A 16,895-nucleotide genomic window follows, 5' to 3' on the forward strand; every position below is an offset into this window, starting at 1 on the left:
GTGTTCTCGTGATGTACGGTCGATGGGCGGGCCAAACCCCTTAGATCAGCTGAAACTCTCGGGCCATCCTCAATGCCTCGGCTGTTGTTCTGACGCCCAGTGTGCTGCACGCGCTCGCGAGCCGCGCCTCGAAGACGTCTTCGGTGATCCCGAGCCGACCCGCGGCGTCCTCGGCCGTAAATCCCTCCGCGGACAGGGCAAGCGCCTCGACAGCGGCGGGGGTCAGCTTCTGGGGCAGGTCGGCGGCCAGGTGGAGTTCGTCCGTCAGCAAGGCCGTCTCTGCGATCTCCTCATCGGTGAACTCTCTCTCGCCGTGCGCGATGCCGACGATCGTCCGCGATGTGATCTTTCCGCAGGAAATGACTGCGCCGTAATGCAGACCGAACTCCCGGGCCTTGTCCATCACGCCGAACGGATCGGGCAGCGTGATCTCGCTCCACCGCACAGTGCCAGTCCGGCTGATCCCCCAGAAGACCAGCGGATCGCGTAGCGAATAGGCGTTGGTGGCATAATGGTCCTGCCAGGACTGCGGGTAGGTGCTGCGGAGGTAGAGCGGCTGGGCAAACCGGATATGGATGCCCGTCTGCCAACCCGCCGGAGCGATCTCGGTGAGCCGCTGCATGACCTTGCTGATCTGGCGCAGTTTATCGGACATTTCCATCGTTCCATTCGCTGGCGGAGTTCCGTCAACATTACCGGCCGATTGTTGACGCGGTAAGGGTTAATGAACGCCTAAACCTCGGCTTTAAGTATTTCGATTTCTAGCTTTCTTTCTTTGTTAATTGGCCGATGTTATCCGAACGGTTGCGCAAATCCAGTCCCGTCGCCGAAAAAGCAGAAGGGCCCGGCCTTGGCTGGCCGAGCCCTCATGCATCGATTCCTTGTGTCCCGACCTAGCCGAGCTCGACATCTTCGGCTTCGAGTCGCGCGCGATCCGCTGCACCCTTCGCATCGACGTCGCGGTCGACGAACTCGACAATCGCCATCGGCGCCATGTCCCCGTAACGGAACCCCGCCTTGAGCACGCGGACGTAACCGCCCGGGCGCTCCTTGTAGCGCGGTCCGAGCACGTCCATGAGTTTCGCCAAGTGCCGGTCCTCCTTCAGCCGCGACCGCAGGAGGCGGCGCGCGTGAAGGTCACCCCGGCCGGCGAGTGTGACCATCTTCTCGACGATACGGCGAAGCTCCTTCGCCTTCGGCAAGGTCGTCTTGATCTGCTCGTGCTCAATCAGCGAGCCGGCCATGTTGGCAAACATCGCGCTGCGATGTTCGTGCGTGCGGTTGAGGCGGCGGTATCCGCGGGCATGACGCATGTTTTTACTCCGATTCCATTTTGCTTTGTCCGGATCGCGATGCGTGTCGCGACCTCACCTCTTGGGGCAGGATGCCCGGGTCGCGGGACGCCCTGAGGCGTCCCGTAGTATCAGAATTCATTCTCGAACTTCTTGGCGAGGTCCTCGATGTTCTCGGGCGGCCAGTCGACGATCTCCATGCCGAGATGCAGGCCCATGCCCGAGAGCACTTCCTTGATCTCGTTGAGCGACTTGCGCCCGAAGTTCGGAGTCCGCAGCATCTCGGCCTCGGTCTTCTGGATCAGGTCGCCGATATAGACGATGTTGTCATTCTTCAGGCAGTTGGCCGAACGCACCGAAAGCTCCAGCTCGTCAACCTTCTTCAGAAGCAGCGGATTGAACTCAAGGTCGTCGGCCGCCTCGGCGCCACGCGCGGCCTCCGGTTCGTCGAAGTTGACGAAGACCTGCAACTGGTCCTGCAGGATGCGGGCCGCGTAGGCGACCGCATCGTCGGGCGCAAGCGAGCCGTCGGTCTCGAGCTTCAGCGTGAGTTTGTCGTAATCGAGGACCTGCCCCTCACGGGTCGGCTGCACCTCGTAGGAGACCTTCTTGACTGGCGAGTAGATCGCATCAATCGGGATCAGCCCGATCGGCGCGTCCTCGGGCTTGTTCTTGTCGGCTGAGACGTAGCCCTTCCCGACATCGACGGTCAGCTCCATGTACAACTCGGCACCGTCGTCGAGATGGCAGATCACGTGGTCGCGGTTCAACACCTCGATCCCGTTCGACTCGCTGATGTCGCCCGCGGTAACGACCATCGGACCCTTGGCCGAGATCGAGACGCGCTTCGGCCCCTCGACCTCCATTTTGAGGCTGACACCCTTGAGGTTCAGGATGATGTCCGTCACGTCCTCGCGGACGCCCGACACGCTTGAGAACTCGTGGAGCACGTTGTCGATCTGGACGCTTGTGATGGCGGCGCCCTGCAGCGACGACATGAGCACACGGCGCAGCGCGTTGCCGAGCGTCAGACCGAAGCCCCGCTCGAGCGGTTCGGCCACGACGGTCGCCTGACGGGCCGGGTTGTTGCCCGGCCGGACCTCAAGCTGCTGCGGCTTGATGAGTTCCTGCCAATTCTTGTGGATCATGCCCTGTCCCTCCATTCCTGTCCGGCGCCGGGGCGGATGGCGCGGGACTCCCGAGGTGTGTCAAACGGCGGCACGGGGGCCGCGGAACGGCCCCCGTCGGATAATCTGGTTCGGATCAGACGCGGCGGCGCTTCGGCGGACGAACGCCGTTATGCGCGATCGGCGTCACGTCGCGGATCGCCGTAATCTGGAGGCCGGCCGCAGCCAGGGCGCGAAGCGCAGATTCGCGACCGCCCCCCGGACCTTGCACTTCGACCTCGAGCGTCTTCATGCCGTGCTCCTGCGCCTTGCGGGCCGCATCCTCGGCGGCCATCTGTGCGGCGTAGGGCGTCGACTTGCGCGAGCCCTTGAAGCCCATCGTGCCGGCCGAGGACCAGCTGATGGCGTTGCCCTGCACGTCGGAGATCAGAATCTTGGTGTTGTTGAACGATGAGTTCACATGCGCCACACCGGCGGCGATGTTCTTGCGTTCCTTGCGCTTCGGAGCGCGGCGGGTATCACGTGCCATGTCTGTGCGCTCCCTTATTTCTTCTTGCCGGCGATGGCTTTCGCGGGGCCCTTCCGGGTCCGCGCGTTGGTGTGGGTCCGCTGACCCCGCACCGGCAGATTACGACGATGGCGCAGACCGCGGTAGCAACCGAGGTCCATAAGACGTTTGACGTTCATCTGCGTTTCGCGACGCAGATCGCCCTCGACGGTGACGTTGGCGTCAATGAACTCGCGGATCGACAGCACTTCGGCGTCGGAGAGTTCGTTGACGCGGCGGGATCCATCGATCCCCGTCGCCTCGACGATCTCGCGCGCCTTTGAGGGACCGATTCCCGTGATATAGGTCAGGGCGACGGGAACACGCTTCCCGGTCGGAATGTTGACACCAGCGATTCGAGCCAAGGGAGCTTCCTTCTTCGTTGCGGTTCCGTAGCCCCAGAACCTTTTTTCACAACGCCCGCGTCGTTCCCGACCGAGCAAAAACATATCACCGGGAACCCTGCGATAACCGGCGGAGACTGCGACCTAAGGGCTATTGACGGGCGCGTCAAGCGCTGCGCGGCGCGCTGTCAAGGAGTTTTTGACATCGCTTCGGAAATGCTCGCGGCGACATCCGCAATCTCGCCGAGGCCGTCCACGACCCGGAGCTTTTCCTTGCAGTGGTAGTATCCGATCAAGGGAGACGTCTGTTTGTAATACGCCAACAGACGCGTCTTGAGGCTTTCCTCGTTGTCGTCGGCGCGACGGGTGAACTGCATTCCACCGCACTTCGCACACCGCCCGTCATCCGGAACCGGTCGCGTCAGATCGTTGTAGACTTCGCCGCAGGCGGCGCAGGTCGACCGTGCGATAATGCGAGCGACCAGAGTCTCGTCATCGACGCGCATCTCGATCACGACATCGAGCCCGGTCCCTTTGCGCGACAGAAGCGCTTCAAGCGCGTCCGCCTGGGCGAGCGTCCGGGGGAACCCGTCGAAGATCAGCCCGCCGCCGGTGTCGCCTTCCAGCTTCTCCTCGATCAGTCCGATGACGATCTCGTCGGTCACCAATTCTCCTCGGTCCATGATCCCGGCCACGCGGTTCCCCATCTCGGTCCCGGAGTTCCGCGCGTCGCGCAGCATGTCTCCGGTCGAGAGCTGGATCATGCAGCGTTCGTCGACGAGTCTGCGGGCTTGCGTTCCCTTGCCCGCCCCGGGCGGTCCCAGAAGGATGATGTTCATCGACGTGCCGTTCCCTTGTTTCGTCCGCGCCGCTTACCACGCAGCTGCGATTTCTCGATCAGACCTTCGTACTGGTGCGCCAGCAGATGCGACTGCACCTGTTGAATCGTGTCCATACCGACCGAGACGATGATCAGGATCGACGTTCCCCCGAAATAGGCCGTGATGGCGAGTTCCTGACGCACGATTTCCGGGATCAGGCAGACCAGGGCAAGGTAGCCCGCGCCGAGCACGAGAACGCGGTTGACGACGTATTCGAGATATTCCGCCGTGCGCCGTCCCGGCCGGATGCCCGGGATGAAGCCGTTCTGGTTTTTCAGATTATCGGCCACGTCGTCGGTCTTGAAGGCGACGTTGTGGGTGTAGAAGTACGCGAAGAAGACGATCATGCCCGCAAAGAACAGCAGGTAGAGCGGCTGGCCCGGCCCGAAATAGGCGAGGATCGTCGACATGACCGGACCGGAATTCGCGCCCGAGAACGTGCTGATCGTCGTCGGCAGGAGCAGCAGCGACGAGGCGAAGATCGCCGGGATGACACCGGCCGGGTTCACCTTGATCGGCAGATGGCTCGACCCGCCGTCATAGACCTTCATGCCAACCTGTCGGCGCGGATATTGGATATGAATCTTGCGCAGACTGCGTTCCATGAAGACGACGAAGAGCAGCGTCGCGAGCAGCATCACGAGGACACCAAGGATTACCGCGGTCGAAATCGCACCGGTCCGGCCCTGCACGAAGAACTGCGCGAAAGCGGAGGGGAGCTCGGCCACGATGCCCACGAAGATGATCAGCGAAATACCGTTGCCGATCCCGCGCGCGGTGATCTGCTCGCCCAGCCACATCAGGAACATCGTGCCGCCGACCAACGTGATCACGCAGGAGGCGATGAAGAACCAGCCTGGCGTGTGCACCAGCCCGCCCGATTGCAGCGAGACCGCCAAGCCATAGCCCTGGAGCGTCGCCAGCGCGACCGTCCCGTAACGCGTGTACTGATTGATCTTCTTGCGGCCCGCCTCGCCTTCCTTCTTCAGGGATTCGAGCTGCGGAACCATCGCCGTCATCAACTGGATGATGATCGAAGCGGAGATGTAGGGCATGATCCCGAGGGCGAAGACGCCCATGCGGCCGATGGCGCCGCCGGTGAACATGTTGAGCACGCCGCCGAGGCCCGCGCTCGCATCCTCGACGAAACGGCGAAGCTGCTCCGCGTCGATGCCAGGCACGGGAATATAGGTGCCGACCCGGTATATGATCAGAAGGCCGATCGTGAACAGGATGCGTTGGCGCAGTTCCTTCGCCTTGCCGAACGCGCCCCAGCTCATGTTCGCGGCCATTTGCTCCGCAGCTGACGCCATGCGAGCCTCTCTTGAAACGGGAACGCCGCCCGACGGATTTCCCCGCAGACGGCGTTCGGAAAACGTGGAACCGATGTACGCGGCGCCGTGACCGCCTGCAACCGATCAGGCGTCGGCGGCTGCCGGAAGCGTGACCGATCCGCCCGCCTTCTCTACCGCCTCGACCGCGCCCCTAGACGCGCCGGTGACGGTAATGGCGGCCTTGGCGGTGAGTTCGCCCTTGCCGAGCAGACGGATGCCGTCGAGCTTGCGCCGCACGACGCCGGCGGTGACGAGGCTCTCCTCGGTGATTGCGTCCGCGTCGAGGCGGCCGTTGTCGATGAATTCCTGGATTTTCGACAGGTTGACGACGGCATAGGACTTCCGGTTCGGCTTGTTGAAGCCGCGCTTCGGGAGCCGCTGGTAGAGCGGCATCTGACCGCCCTCGTAGCCGTTGATCGCCACGCCGGAACGGGACTTCTGGCCTTTGATGCCGCGGCCGCCGGTCTTGCCGATGCCGGAGCCGGGGCCACGACCGACGCGCTTACGTTTGGGCGCCGCGCCATCGTTGTCGCGGAGTTCGTGCAGTTTCATGATCGCTTCTCCTCTTGCCGGACGACCTCCCCGAAGCGAATGCGGGAGGGACACGGCGTTCATATTGCGTCCTTCGCGGACCCGGCGCGAATAGCGAAGCCGGAAGGTGAACGCAAGAGGATGAGATGGCGTGTGAACGGGATATCCCGGGCGCGTTCGGTGCGCCCGAGTTCCCCTCGCTCCGACGAACGGTCAGCCGAGCTCGCCCGGCGCATACCATTCGCCGGTCTTCACTTCCGTAGCGTCGCCGGCCAGTTGCGCGAACTCGGCCGGATTCTGCGTTCCCCCGTCCTGGCCCCGGTAGTGATAGGGATAGACGTAGGTCGGCGTAAATTCCTGCACGGCCGAGGCAGCCTGCTCGGCGTCCATCGTGTAGGGAAGGTTCATGCAGAGGAAGGCGAGGTCGATATCCTCCAGCGCCCGCATTTCCGGGATATCCTCGGTATCGCCAGAGATATAGACGCGGAAATCGTCGAAGTTCAGGACGTAACCGTTGTCACGACCCTCCGGGTGGAACTCGAGCCGCCCGTCGGTCGTGTTGTAGGCCGGAACGGCTTCGATGGAGACGTCGCCGAAGCTCGTCTCCCCGCCATTCCCGATCTCTTCGGCCCTGTCTTGCAGTTCTGCAGGAAGCATCGCGTAGACGGCCGGATTGGCGATGATGCGAGTGGCCTCGCCGACGAGCCCGGCAAGGGTGTCCGCATCGTAGTGGTCACCGTGTTCATGCGTAATCAGGATCAGATCCGGCGGCGGCAGTTCCGCGTATTCCGCGGCCCCGCCCACCGGGTCGGCGTAGATCACACCTGCGGGCGTCTCCATCACGAAGGAGGCGTGGCTCACCGGGTGGACCGTCACCTCGCCCGACCCGGTCTGGAACGTGTCGGCCTGATGCGCCGCGGCGCGGGCAGCGTAAGGCAACACGGTCACGGCGCCGGTTGCGGCGGCGGTGGCAAGAAAGCTGCGTCTTGTCTGGCTCATGATGTTTCCTCCTGTCGGGTGCGAGAATAGAGCCATCCAGCCACTTGACCACACGCGGCGACCCGCAAAGCAAAAAGGGGCGTCCGTCGGACGCCCCTTGCATTCATACGCAACTGGGTGGCGGATCAGCCGCGCTCTTCCACGATCTCCACGAGATGGGGGATCTTGGAGATCATACCGCGGATAGAGGGCGTATCCTCCAACTCCCGCGTCCTGTGCATCTTGTTGAGCCCCAGACCGACCAAGGTGGCCCGCTGCTTCTCGGGTCGGCGGATCGGGCTGCCAATCTGCTTGACGACGATCGTCTTCGCCATGGATCAGGCCTCCTCTGCGACTTGGGTCGACTCAGCCGGCGCCTCGTCCCGCTTGGGCAGGATGTCGGCCACCTTCTTGCCGCGACGCTGCGCGACGGAACGCGGGCTGGCCTCCTTGGTCAGACCGTCGAGCGTCGCCCGGATCATGTTGTAGGGGTTCTGCGAACCGATCGACTTCGAGACGACGTCCTTGATGCCCAGCATCTCGAACACGGCGCGCATCGGACCGCCGGCGATGATGCCTGTGCCTTCAGGTGCGGTGCGCATGACCACGCGACCGGCGCCGTGGCGGCCGTTCATGTCGTGGTGAAGCGTCCGTCCGTCGCGCAACGGCACGCGGATCATCTGCCGCTTGGCTTGCTCGGTCGCCTTCCGGATGGCCTCGGGGACCTCCTTGGCCTTGCCCTTGCCGAAGCCGACACGACCCTTCTGATCGCCGACAACAACGAGCGCCGCGAAGCCGAAGCGCTTACCACCCTTTACCGTCTTCGACACACGATTGATCGCCACGAGGCGATCAGCAAATTCCGGGGTCTCGTCGCGGTCGCGCCCGCGGCCGCGTCCCCTGTTGTTGTCACGTTCCGCCATGCGGCACTCCTTCGGTTTCGGGCCCGTGCCCAAATTGGTTCGATCCTTGGTGAGTGAACCCGCTCCCGGATCATCGAGGGGGCGCGAACGCCCCCCGCACTCAGAACTTCAAGCCGCCTTCACGCGCAGCGTCGGCCAGGGCCTTCACCTTGCCATGAAAAAGGAAGCCGCCGCGGTCGAAATAGACGTCTTCGACACCTGCTTTCTTCGCACGCTCCGCGATCGCCGCGCCGACCTTGGCTGCCGCCTCGACGTTGTTCTTGCCGATAAGCCCCAGATCCTTCTCGAGCGTCGAAGCCGAGGCGAGCGTGCGGCCCGCCACGTCGTCGATCACTTGAACCGAAAGGTTCTTGTTGGAGCGATGCACCGAGAGACGGGGACGTCCCGCGGCCATCTTGCGTAGCTTGTTCCGGACGCGCAGGCGGCGTTTCAGGAACAGATCCCGTTTGCTGTTTGCCATCTGTCTGGTCCTTACTTCTTCTTGCCTTCCTTGCGGAAGATGAACTCGCCCTTATAGCGGATGCCCTTGCCCTTGTAGGGCTCCGGTGCGCGCCATTCGCGAATGTTGGCCGCGACCTGACCGACGAGCTGCTGGTCGATGCCCTCGACCACGATGTCGGTCTGCTTCGGCGCCGTCACGGTTACGCCGTCGGGCACATCGAAGTTTACATCGTGGCTGTAGCCGAGTGCCAGCTTCAGGGTGTTGCCCTGCATCTGTGCGCGGTAGCCGACGCCGGTGATCTCGAGCTCCTTCTTGAAACCCGTGGTCACGCCGGTCACGAGGTTCTCGACCATCGTCCGGGTCATGCCCCATTGCTGGCGCGCCCGCTTGGACTTGCCGCGCGGCGTTACCGTCACGGCGTTGTCCTCGACGGCCAGCGTGACGTCGTCCGTCGCGGTGAAGTCACGGGTGCCCTTGGGCCCCTTGACGGAGATCTTCTGACCAGAAAGCGAGGCTTCGACGCCCGAAGGCAGCTCGACGGGTCGTTTGCCGATACGAGACATTGCAACCCTCCTCAGAATACGGTGCAGAGCACTTCGCCGCCAACATTGGCGGAGCGTGCTGCTGCATCGGACATGACGCCACGCGAGGTGGAGACGATGGAAACGCCGAGGCCCTGGCGGACCGACGGCAGGTCGGCGACGGCCATGTACACACGACGCCCGGGCTTTGACACCCGCTTGACCTCGCGGATGACCGGCGTGCCTTCGTAGTACTTCAGCGCGATCTCGAGCGTCGGATGACCCTGACGGTCGCTCGACGTCTCGTAGCCACGGATGTAGCCTTCGTCGGCCAGCACGTCGAGGACGTGCGCCCGGAGTTTCGAGGCGGGGGTGGAGACGGTCGACTTCCCGCGCATCTGCGCGTTGCGGATGCGGGTCAGCATATCACCGATAGGATCGTTCATCTATCTGACCTCCCTTACCAGCTCGACTTGACCATGCCGGGGATCTTCCCCTGCGAGGCGAGGTCGCGCAGCATGATGCGGCTGAGCTTGAGCTTCCGGTAATAGGCACGGGGCCGTCCGGTGAGCTGGCAGCGGTTGTTGAGACGGGTCGGCGAGGAGTTGCGCGGCAACTCGGCCAGCTTCAGCCGGGCCTTGAAGCGCTCTTCCACCGGCTTCGATTCGTCGTTGGCGATGTCCTTCAGAGACGCGCGCTTGGCAGCATACTGCTTCACCAGCCGCTCGCGCTTCTTCTGGCGTTCGATCATGGATTCTTTTGCCATGTCTATTCCCTCAGCTGTTGAACGGCATGTTGAAGTGCTTCAACAGCGCCTTGGCTTCCGCATCCGTCTTCGCGGTGGTGCAGATGATGATATCCATGCCCCAGACTTCATCGACCTTGTCGAAGTTGATCTCGGGAAACACGATGTGCTCCTTCAGGCCCATGGCGTAGTTGCCGCGCCCGTCGAAGCTCTTGCCGTTCACGCCGCGGAAGTCGCGGACGCGGGGCAGCGCGATCGTGACGAGGCGGTCGAGGAACTCGTACATCCGGGCGCCACGCAGCGTCACCTTCGCGCCGAGCGGCATGCCCTCGCGGACACGGAAACCGGCGATCGACTTCTTAGCCTTGGTCACGACGGCCTTCTGGCCGGCGATGGTAGACAGGTCGTCCTGCGCCGACTTCGCCTTCTTGGAATCGCGCACGGCCTCCGCACCGGCCCCTATGTTCAGGACGATCTTGTCCAGACGCGGAACCTGCATGACGTTCTTATAGCCGAACTCTTCCTTCAAGGCGGGCTTTATGGTTTCCGCGTAAACGGATTTCAGACGCGGCGTGTAGTTTGCTTGATCGAGCATCAGATCACGTCTCCCGTGGTCTTGGCGAAGCGAACCTTCTTGCCGTCCTCGAAGCGGAAGCCGACCCGAGTGACCTTGCCGTTGCCGTCGATGACAGCGAGGTTCGACAGGTCGATCGGCATCGCCTTCGGGATGCGTCCGCCCTGCGAGTTCTGGCTCTGACGCGTATGGCGGATCGCCATGTTCACGCCGTCGACGACAGCCTTGCCGGCCTTCGGATCGACGCTGACGATCTCGCCTTCGCGACCCTGGTCCTTACCGGCCAGGACGCGGACCTTGTCGCCCTTGCGGAGTTTCGCGGCCATCACAGCACCTCCGGCGCGAGCGAGATGATCTTCATGAAGTTCTTCGCGCGCAATTCGCGAACCACCGGCCCGAAAATACGGGTGCCGACCGGCTCGTTGTTGTTGTTGAGGATCACGGCGGCGTTCCGGTCGAAGCGGATCGCGGTGCCGTCGTCGCGGCGCACTTCCTTGGCGGTGCGAACGACCACGGCCTTGCGGACGTCGCCCTTCTTGACGCGGCCCCGCGGAATGGCCTCCTTCACCGACACCACGATGATGTCGCCGACGGAGGCGTATTTCCGCTTGGACCCGCCCAGGACCTTGATGCACTGAACACGGCGCGCGCCGCTATTGTCAGCAACATCCAGGTTGGTTTGCATCTGGATCATTGGTTTCTCCCGACCTTTGGGGAGGCGATGCGTGCCTTCGTCCCCAGGGTTTCGATTTCTTCAGGTCAACGCCCTATTCGGCGATGACCTCCCACCGCTTCGTCTTGGACTTCGGCGGGCATTCCTGAATGCGGACTACGTCGCCGACCTTGAACTGGTTGGTCTCGTCGTGGGCGCGGTACTTCTTCGACTTCCGAACCGTCTTGTGCAGGAGCGGATGCTTGAAGCGGCGCTCGATGGAAACGGTAACAGTCTGGGCGTTCTGGTCGGAGGTCACGACGCCTTGCAGGATACGCTTCGGCATGGACTCAGGCCTCCGACTTCGCGGCCTCGGCCGCCTTCTGATTGAGGATCGTGCTAACGCGCGCGACGTCACGGCGGACATTGCGCATGCGTGCGGTGTTCTCGAGCTGGTTCGTCGCAGCCTGGAAGCGCAGGTTGAAGGCTTCCTTCTTAAGCTGTTTCAACTGGTCCCGGAGCTCGTCCGGCGTCTTGTTTCTCATTTCGCTGGCGTTCATCGCCGGCTCCTTTCTGCAACATCACCGGCAGGCCCCAAGAGGGTCACCTAATTCCCGGTGGAGGGTGAGTGAAGGGCCTATAGGGGGACCGACCGGGAATGACAACAGTCAGATCGGCCAAGGATCGAGTTTCCCGCCTCACCGACCGATCGCCGCACTCAACGCCAGGCGTAGTTGAAGCTCACGCTGATCCGCTCTCCCTCGGAGATGTTGAGCGGCACCTCGTGGCGCAGCCAACTCTCCCACAGAAGCACGTCACCGACTGTCGGCCGGACATAGGAGAAACTGCGGAGGTCCGCGGGGGCATCCTTCCGCCGCGGCGGCGCAGCCATCATGAATGGCAGACGCGGATCCTCGAACCGGATCGCCGAGGCCCCATCAGGCATCGCTACGTAGGTCGTACCCGAGATCACCGAATGCGGGTGAAGGTGACCCGAATGGCTGCCGCCTTCAGGCAGGATATTGATCCAGATATCCTCGAGGATGAGACGCCCGTCCCCCAGATCGAAAACCAGCGCTTCGGCGAATGCGCCCACATGCGCGTCGAGAGACTTTACGAGGTCGGCAAAAATAGGGAATCGCCACGCCAGGTCGGTCAGCGAGGCATAGCTCGTATAGCCCGGAAAGTCGTTCTCTTCGCACCACGCCTGTCCCGCCTCGTCGTCCTCGGCGATCGAGAGACAGGACGCCTCGAGCTCACGCGCATCAATTGCCGGGCCATGCTCGGACAACGTAGCGCGATACAGGCGTGTGCTGAAGATCGAGGATATGTCGGACATGGTAGCCATCCTGGTGTTGCATGCCCCAGTCGCTTAGGAGGCCGGCGGAGACCAGAAGGCCCCTGCCGTTCCCGGCAGGGGCCAATTTGTATACAGCGGGCTCGCCGTTTAAGTTACCAATCCTCGCGGACGACGGTACGCGTCTTGATCGGCAGCTTCATCGCTGCGAGCCGCAGCGCCTCGCGGGCGACGGGTTCGCTCACGCCATCGATCTCGAACATTACGCGGCCGGGTTTCACCTTGCAGGCCCAGTAATCAACGGAGCCCTTGCCCTTGCCCATCCGCACCTCGGTCGGCTTGGACGTGACCGGCAAGTCCGGGAAGATCCGGATCCAGACGCGGCCCTGGCGCTTCATATGGCGCGTCATGGCCCGGCGGGCGGCCTCGATCTGACGCGCGGTGACACGCTCGGGCTGGGTCGCCTTCAGACCGTAGGTGCCGAAGTTCAGGTCGGACCCGCCCTTCGCCTCGCCATGAATGCGTCCCTTGAACTGCTTGCGGAACTTCGTCCGTTTTGGCTGTAGCATCGTGGTTTCTCCTTACCGGCGGCCGCGCGGGCGGTCGTCGCGACGTCCACCGCCGGCGCCACGGGGGGCCGGACCGTCCTGCAATTCCTGCGCCTTGCGATCACGGGCCGAGGGATCGTGCTCCATGATCTCTCCCTTGAAGATCCAGACCTTGATCCCGATGATCCCGTAAGGCGTCGTGGCTTCCGAATGCGCGTAGTCGATATCCGCGCGCAGCGTGTGCAGCGGCACCCGCCCCTCGCGATACCATTCCGTCCGCGCGATCTCCGCGCCGCCAAGACGGCCGGCGAGGTTCACCCGGATGCCGAGCGCACCCATGCGCATCGCGTTCTGCACCGACCGCTTCATCGCCCGACGGAACGAGACCCGACGCTCGAGCTGCTGGGCGATGCTCTCACCGACGAGCTGCGCGTCGAGTTCGGGCTTGCGGACCTCGACGATGTTGAGGTGCAGTTCGCTGTCCGTCATCGCGGCGAGCTTCTTGCGAAGCACCTCGATATCGGCGCCCTTCTTGCCGATGATGACGCCCGGACGCGCGGTGTGGATCGTGACGCGGCACTTCTTGTGCGGGCGCTCGATCACGACGCGGCTGACGCCGGCCTGCTTGCATTCCTTCTCGATGAACTCGCGCATGCGCAGGTCCTCGAGCAGGAGGTTTCCGTAATCCTTCGTGTCGGCGTACCAGCGGCTATCCCAGGTGCGATTGACCTGAAGCCGCATGCCGATCGGGTTGACCTTGTTGCCCATCAGGCTTGCTCCTCGACTTGCCGCACCTTAATCGTGATCTCCGAGAACGGCTTGATGATCCGCCCGAACCGGCCACGCGCCCGCGGGCGGCCGCGCTTCATGGTAAGGTTCTTGCCGACCCAGGCCTCGGCGACGACCAGTTCGTCGACGTCCAGGTTGTGGTTGTTCTCGGCGTTCGCGATGGCCGATTGCAGGCACTTGCGCACGTCGATCGCGATCCGCTTCTTGGAGAAGGTCAGGTCGCTCAGCGCGCGCTCGACCTTCTTGCCGCGGATCATCGCGGCGACGAGGTTCAGCTTCTGCGGGCTGGTGCGCAGCGACCGCAGCTTCGCCATGGCTTCGTTCTCAGCCACGCGGCGGGGATTCTTTTCCTTGCCCATGACTTACTTCCTCTTGGCTTTCTTGTCGGCCGCGTGGCCGTAATAGGTCCGCGTCGGGGAATACTCGCCGAACTTCTGGCCGATCATGTCCTCGGAGACGTTGACCGGGATATGCTTCTGGCCGTTGTAGACGCCGAAGGTGAGGCCGACGAATTGCGGCAGGATGGTCGAGCGGCGGGACCAGATCTTGATCACGTCGTTGCGGCTCGATTCCCGAGCGGCTTCGGCCTTCTTCAGGACGAATGCGTCCACGAAGGGCCCTTTCCAGACGGAACGGCTCATATCAGCGGCCTTTCTTGCGAGCGTGGCGCGACCGAACGATCAGTCGGCTGGACGCCTTGTTCTTGTCACGGGTGCGGGCACCCTTGGTCGGCTTGCCCCAGGGCGTGACCGGATGCCGGCCACCGGAGGTGCGCCCTTCGCCGCCACCATGCGGGTGGTCGATCGGGTTCATCACGACGCCGCGGACGCTCGGGCGGATGCCCTTGTGCCGGTTGCGACCAGCCTTGCCGATGTTCTGGTTCGAGTTGTCCGGGTTCGAGACCGCTCCGACCGTCGCCATGCATTCCTGCCGCACGAGCCGCAGCTCGCCGGAGGACAACCGGATCTGCGCGTAGCCGCCGTCGCGACCGACGAACTGCGCGTATGTACCGGCCGCGCGCGCAATCTGCCCGCCCTTGCCTGGCTTCAGCTCGATGTTGTGGACGATCGTGCCGATCGGCATGCCCTGGAACGGCATCGCGTTGCCCGGCTTGATGTCCGCGCGGGCCGAAGCGACGACGCGGTCGCCCACGGCGAGACGCTGCGGCGCGAGGATGTAGGCCTGCTCGCCATCCGTGTAGCGGATGAGCGCGATGAAGGCGGTCCGGTTCGGATCGTACTCGATCCGCTCCACGTTCGCCTGGACGTCGAGCTTGCTGCGCTTGAAATCGACGATCCGATAGAGGCGTTTCGCCCCGCCGCCCTTGCGGCGCATCGTGATCCGTCCGGTGTTGTTGCGGCCGCCGTTCTTGGTCAGCCCCTCGACGAGGGACTTGACCGGCCGGCCCTTCCACAGCTCCGAACGGTCGATCAGAACCAGCCCACGCTGGCCCGGCGTCGTCGGCTTGTACGACTTGAGTGCCATGTTACCTGTCTTCCGTTTGCAATGTCGGCGGGTCGCCCCGCCTTGGTCAAAGGGCCCCGGAGGTCCCCGTTGAAAACGACCGACCCTTGCAGGTCGGCCGCAGTAGGGCTCAGAGCCCCGTCGTCACATCGATTGTGTTGCCTTCTTCGAGCGTCACATAGGCTTTCTTCACGTCCTTCCGGCGGCCCATTCGCCCCCGGAAGCGCTTCGACTTGCCCTTGGTGATCGCGGTGTTCACCGCGCGCACCTTCACACCGAACAATTCTTCCACCGCGGACTTGATTTGCGGCTTGTTCGCATCGATCGCCACTTCGAAGACAACCGCGTTGGCCTCGGAAGCCATGGTCGCCTTCTCAGTGATGATCGGCTTTCGGATCACGTCGTAGGTGTTCATTTCAGGCGAGCCTCCAGAGCCTCGACACCCGCCTTCGTGAGCACGAGCGTGTCACGCTTGAGGATGTCCATGACGTTCGCGCCGACCGAAGGCAGGACGTCGACATGGCCGAGATTCCGCGCGGCCTGCGCGAACTCGGTGTTGACCTCGGTTCCATCGATGATGAGCGCACGCTTCCAGCCGAGATTGGAGAGCTGCTTGGCGAGCGCGCCGGTCTTGCCCTCCGCACGAAGCTCGTCGAGCACGACGAGTTTGCCGGACTGTGCCTTCGACGACAACGCGTGCATCAGACCCAGTTTGCGGACCTTCTTCGTCAGCTCGTGGGCATGGCTGCGCGGGGTCGGCCCCTTGTAGACGCCGCCCTTGCGGAAGATCGGCGCCTTGCGGGAGCCGTGGCGCGCGCCGCCGGAGCCCTTCTGACGGACGATCTTCTTGGTCGAGTAGCTGACCTCGGAGCGCGTCTTGACCTTGTGCGTCCCCTGCTGCGCCTTGTTCCGCTGCCAACGGACGACGCGGTAGAGGATGTCCCGACGCGGCTCGAGCCCGAACAGGTCGTCGCTCAGCTCGACCGACCCGGCCGTGTCGCCGTCGAGGGTGATGACATCGAGTTTCATTCGTCACCTTCCTTCTTCTCGGGATCCGAATGATCCGTGTCGGCCTTGTCCTCGGCGATCTCCGCCTCGGCTTCCTTCAAAGCGGCTTCCTGCGCGGCGGCTTCCTCGGCCAGTCGCGCCTCCTCGGCGGCCTTCGCCTCCGCTTCCGCAGCAGCAGCGGCCTCCTCGGCGGCCTTCTGCGCCTCGCGGCGCGCGGACATAAGCGCGGCGGGAATGATGGCGCTTTCGGGGAACGGCTTCTTCACCGCATCCTTGATCGTCACCCAGCCGCCCTTGGAGCCGGGAACGGCGCCCTTGACCATGATCAGACCACGGTCGGTGTCGGTGCGGACAACCTGCAGGTTTTGCGTGGTCACACGGGCGGCGCCCATGTGGCCGGCCATCTTCTTGCCCTTGAACACCTTGCCGGGGTCCTGGCACTGGCCGGTGGAGCCATGCGAGCGGTGGCTGATCGAGACGCCATGCGAGGCGCGCAAACCACCGAAATTATGCCGCTTCATCGCGCCGGCGAAGCCCTTGCCGATCGAGGTGCCCGAGACGTCGACGAACTGACCCTCGAAGTAATGATCGGCAATGATCTCCTCACCGACTTCGATCAGGGCGTCGTCGTCGACGCGGAACTCTACGATCTTCCGCTTGGGCTCGACATTGGCGGCCTTGAAGACACCGCGCATCGGCTGGCTCGTGCGCTTGACCTTCGCGGTCCCCGCGCCGAGCTGGACGGCCGTGTAGCCGTGCTTGTCGGCGGTACGCTGACCGACGACCTGCACGCCGTCGAGCTGCAGCACGGTGACGGGCACCTGCTTGCCGTCTTCCAGAAACAGGCGGGTCATGCCCACCTTCTTTGCGATCACTCCGGAACGCAGCATAGACGTGC

Annotated in this window: 29 protein-coding genes; all 29 read right to left on the bottom strand. The window is 63.5% G+C overall.

The features are described from left to right. Nucleotides 1-40 precede the first annotated feature (40 nt). A complete protein-coding gene (locus tag Q1A87_RS08095; protein WP_299649473.1) occupies nucleotides 41-655 on the bottom strand; it encodes an autoinducer binding domain-containing protein in 615 nt (204 codons plus the stop codon). Nucleotides 656-893: 238 nt separating this feature from the next. Further along, a complete protein-coding gene (gene rplQ, locus Q1A87_RS08100; RefSeq protein WP_299649476.1) occupies nucleotides 894-1,313 on the bottom strand; it encodes a 50S ribosomal protein L17 in 420 nt (139 codons plus the stop codon). A 110-nt stretch (nucleotides 1,314-1,423) separates the two neighbouring features. After that, nucleotides 1,424-2,440 carry a DNA-directed RNA polymerase subunit alpha gene (locus Q1A87_RS08105; RefSeq protein WP_299649479.1) on the bottom strand — a complete coding sequence of 339 codons (1,017 nt, stop codon included), beginning with the start codon at nucleotides 2,438-2,440 and terminating at the stop codon, nucleotides 1,424-1,426. A 115-nt stretch (nucleotides 2,441-2,555) separates the two neighbouring features. After that, a complete protein-coding gene (rpsK, locus tag Q1A87_RS08110) occupies nucleotides 2,556-2,948 on the bottom strand; it encodes a 30S ribosomal protein S11 (RefSeq protein ID WP_299649482.1) in 393 nt (130 codons plus the stop codon). 14 nt (nucleotides 2,949-2,962) lie between these two features. Then, nucleotides 2,963-3,331 (bottom strand): 30S ribosomal protein S13, encoded by a 369-nt coding sequence (gene rpsM, locus Q1A87_RS08115; protein ID WP_299649832.1) that lies wholly within the window; start codon nucleotides 3,329-3,331, stop codon nucleotides 2,963-2,965. Between the two features lie 167 nt (nucleotides 3,332-3,498). After that, nucleotides 3,499-4,149, bottom strand: coding sequence for an adenylate kinase (locus Q1A87_RS08120; protein WP_299649485.1), 651 nt, complete (start codon nucleotides 4,147-4,149; stop codon nucleotides 3,499-3,501). Further along, on the bottom strand, nucleotides 4,146-5,504 hold the full coding sequence (gene secY / locus Q1A87_RS08125; RefSeq protein ID WP_299649488.1) for a preprotein translocase subunit SecY: 1,359 nt from the start codon (nucleotides 5,502-5,504) through the stop codon (nucleotides 4,146-4,148). The genes Q1A87_RS08120 and secY overlap by 4 nt, the downstream gene beginning before the upstream one ends. A 105-nt stretch (nucleotides 5,505-5,609) precedes the next feature. Next, a complete protein-coding gene (gene rplO, locus Q1A87_RS08130; protein WP_299649835.1) occupies nucleotides 5,610-6,077 on the bottom strand; it encodes a 50S ribosomal protein L15 in 468 nt (155 codons plus the stop codon). Nucleotides 6,078-6,269: 192 nt separating this feature from the next. Further along, the gene (locus tag Q1A87_RS08135) at nucleotides 6,270-7,055 is read right to left on the bottom strand and encodes an MBL fold metallo-hydrolase (protein ID WP_299649491.1); all 786 of its coding nucleotides are present in this window, start codon (nucleotides 7,053-7,055) and stop codon (nucleotides 6,270-6,272) included. A gap of 125 nt (nucleotides 7,056-7,180) precedes the next feature. After that, entirely contained in the window at nucleotides 7,181-7,369 is a 189-nt protein-coding gene (gene rpmD, locus Q1A87_RS08140; RefSeq protein WP_299649494.1) for a 50S ribosomal protein L30, read from the bottom strand. Between the two features lie 3 nt (nucleotides 7,370-7,372). Next, nucleotides 7,373-7,957, bottom strand: coding sequence for a 30S ribosomal protein S5 (gene rpsE, locus Q1A87_RS08145; RefSeq protein WP_299649497.1), 585 nt, complete (start codon nucleotides 7,955-7,957; stop codon nucleotides 7,373-7,375). Nucleotides 7,958-8,057: 100 nt separating this feature from the next. Then, nucleotides 8,058-8,417, bottom strand: a complete 360-nt coding sequence (rplR, locus tag Q1A87_RS08150) for a 50S ribosomal protein L18 (RefSeq protein WP_299649500.1) — start codon at nucleotides 8,415-8,417, stop codon at nucleotides 8,058-8,060. Nucleotides 8,418-8,428: 11 nt separating this feature from the next. After that, a complete protein-coding gene (rplF, locus tag Q1A87_RS08155; protein WP_299649503.1) occupies nucleotides 8,429-8,962 on the bottom strand; it encodes a 50S ribosomal protein L6 in 534 nt (177 codons plus the stop codon). Between the two features lie 11 nt (nucleotides 8,963-8,973). Then, nucleotides 8,974-9,366 (bottom strand): 30S ribosomal protein S8, encoded by a 393-nt coding sequence (gene rpsH / locus Q1A87_RS08160; RefSeq protein WP_299649506.1) that lies wholly within the window; start codon nucleotides 9,364-9,366, stop codon nucleotides 8,974-8,976. A 14-nt stretch (nucleotides 9,367-9,380) separates the two neighbouring features. After that, nucleotides 9,381-9,686: a 30S ribosomal protein S14 gene (gene rpsN / locus Q1A87_RS08165; RefSeq protein WP_299649509.1), complete on the bottom strand. Its 306-nt coding sequence runs from the start codon at nucleotides 9,684-9,686 to the stop codon at nucleotides 9,381-9,383. A gap of 10 nt (nucleotides 9,687-9,696) precedes the next feature. Then, on the bottom strand, nucleotides 9,697-10,260 hold the full coding sequence (gene rplE / locus Q1A87_RS08170) for a 50S ribosomal protein L5 (RefSeq protein ID WP_299649512.1): 564 nt from the start codon (nucleotides 10,258-10,260) through the stop codon (nucleotides 9,697-9,699). Then, nucleotides 10,260-10,565, bottom strand: a complete 306-nt coding sequence (gene rplX, locus Q1A87_RS08175; RefSeq protein ID WP_299649515.1) for a 50S ribosomal protein L24 — start codon at nucleotides 10,563-10,565, stop codon at nucleotides 10,260-10,262. The genes rplE and rplX overlap by 1 nt, the downstream gene beginning before the upstream one ends. After that, a complete protein-coding gene (gene rplN, locus Q1A87_RS08180; RefSeq protein WP_007118848.1) occupies nucleotides 10,565-10,933 on the bottom strand; it encodes a 50S ribosomal protein L14 in 369 nt (122 codons plus the stop codon). The genes rplX and rplN overlap by 1 nt, the downstream gene beginning before the upstream one ends. 73 nt (nucleotides 10,934-11,006) lie before the next feature. Further along, nucleotides 11,007-11,237, bottom strand: a complete 231-nt coding sequence (gene rpsQ, locus Q1A87_RS08185) for a 30S ribosomal protein S17 (RefSeq protein WP_299649519.1) — start codon at nucleotides 11,235-11,237, stop codon at nucleotides 11,007-11,009. Nucleotides 11,238-11,241: 4 nt separating this feature from the next. Next, the gene (rpmC, locus tag Q1A87_RS08190; RefSeq protein ID WP_299649522.1) at nucleotides 11,242-11,451 is read right to left on the bottom strand and encodes a 50S ribosomal protein L29; all 210 of its coding nucleotides are present in this window, start codon (nucleotides 11,449-11,451) and stop codon (nucleotides 11,242-11,244) included. 158 nt (nucleotides 11,452-11,609) lie between these two features. Continuing rightward, on the bottom strand, nucleotides 11,610-12,230 hold the full coding sequence (locus tag Q1A87_RS08195; RefSeq protein WP_299649525.1) for a TIGR02466 family protein: 621 nt from the start codon (nucleotides 12,228-12,230) through the stop codon (nucleotides 11,610-11,612). A gap of 113 nt (nucleotides 12,231-12,343) precedes the next feature. Further along, on the bottom strand, nucleotides 12,344-12,757 hold the full coding sequence (rplP, locus tag Q1A87_RS08200) for a 50S ribosomal protein L16 (RefSeq protein ID WP_299649528.1): 414 nt from the start codon (nucleotides 12,755-12,757) through the stop codon (nucleotides 12,344-12,346). Between the two features lie 12 nt (nucleotides 12,758-12,769). After that, entirely contained in the window at nucleotides 12,770-13,504 is a 735-nt protein-coding gene (gene rpsC, locus Q1A87_RS08205) for a 30S ribosomal protein S3 (RefSeq protein ID WP_299649531.1), read from the bottom strand. Then, nucleotides 13,504-13,884 carry a 50S ribosomal protein L22 gene (rplV, locus tag Q1A87_RS08210; protein ID WP_299649534.1) on the bottom strand — a complete coding sequence of 127 codons (381 nt, stop codon included), beginning with the start codon at nucleotides 13,882-13,884 and terminating at the stop codon, nucleotides 13,504-13,506. The genes rpsC and rplV overlap by 1 nt, the downstream gene beginning before the upstream one ends. A 3-nt stretch (nucleotides 13,885-13,887) precedes the next feature. Continuing rightward, nucleotides 13,888-14,166: a 30S ribosomal protein S19 gene (gene rpsS, locus Q1A87_RS08215; RefSeq protein ID WP_299649537.1), complete on the bottom strand. Its 279-nt coding sequence runs from the start codon at nucleotides 14,164-14,166 to the stop codon at nucleotides 13,888-13,890. Between the two features lies 1 nt (nucleotide 14,167). Continuing rightward, a complete protein-coding gene (rplB, locus tag Q1A87_RS08220) occupies nucleotides 14,168-15,010 on the bottom strand; it encodes a 50S ribosomal protein L2 (RefSeq protein WP_299649540.1) in 843 nt (280 codons plus the stop codon). 109 nt (nucleotides 15,011-15,119) lie between these two features. Continuing rightward, nucleotides 15,120-15,404, bottom strand: a complete 285-nt coding sequence (locus Q1A87_RS08225) for a 50S ribosomal protein L23 (RefSeq protein WP_299649543.1) — start codon at nucleotides 15,402-15,404, stop codon at nucleotides 15,120-15,122. Then, the gene (gene rplD / locus Q1A87_RS08230; RefSeq protein ID WP_299649546.1) at nucleotides 15,401-16,018 is read right to left on the bottom strand and encodes a 50S ribosomal protein L4; all 618 of its coding nucleotides are present in this window, start codon (nucleotides 16,016-16,018) and stop codon (nucleotides 15,401-15,403) included. The genes Q1A87_RS08225 and rplD overlap by 4 nt, the downstream gene beginning before the upstream one ends. Next, complete coding sequence (gene rplC / locus Q1A87_RS08235; RefSeq protein ID WP_299649549.1) at nucleotides 16,015-16,887, bottom strand: 50S ribosomal protein L3; 873 nt, start codon at nucleotides 16,885-16,887, stop codon at nucleotides 16,015-16,017. Before rplC ends, rplD begins: the two co-directional genes overlap by 4 nt. Between the last annotated feature and the right edge of the window lie 8 nt (nucleotides 16,888-16,895).

This window comes from uncultured Jannaschia sp. (assembly GCF_947494055.1).
Classification (GTDB): domain Bacteria; phylum Pseudomonadota; class Alphaproteobacteria; order Rhodobacterales; family Rhodobacteraceae; genus Jannaschia.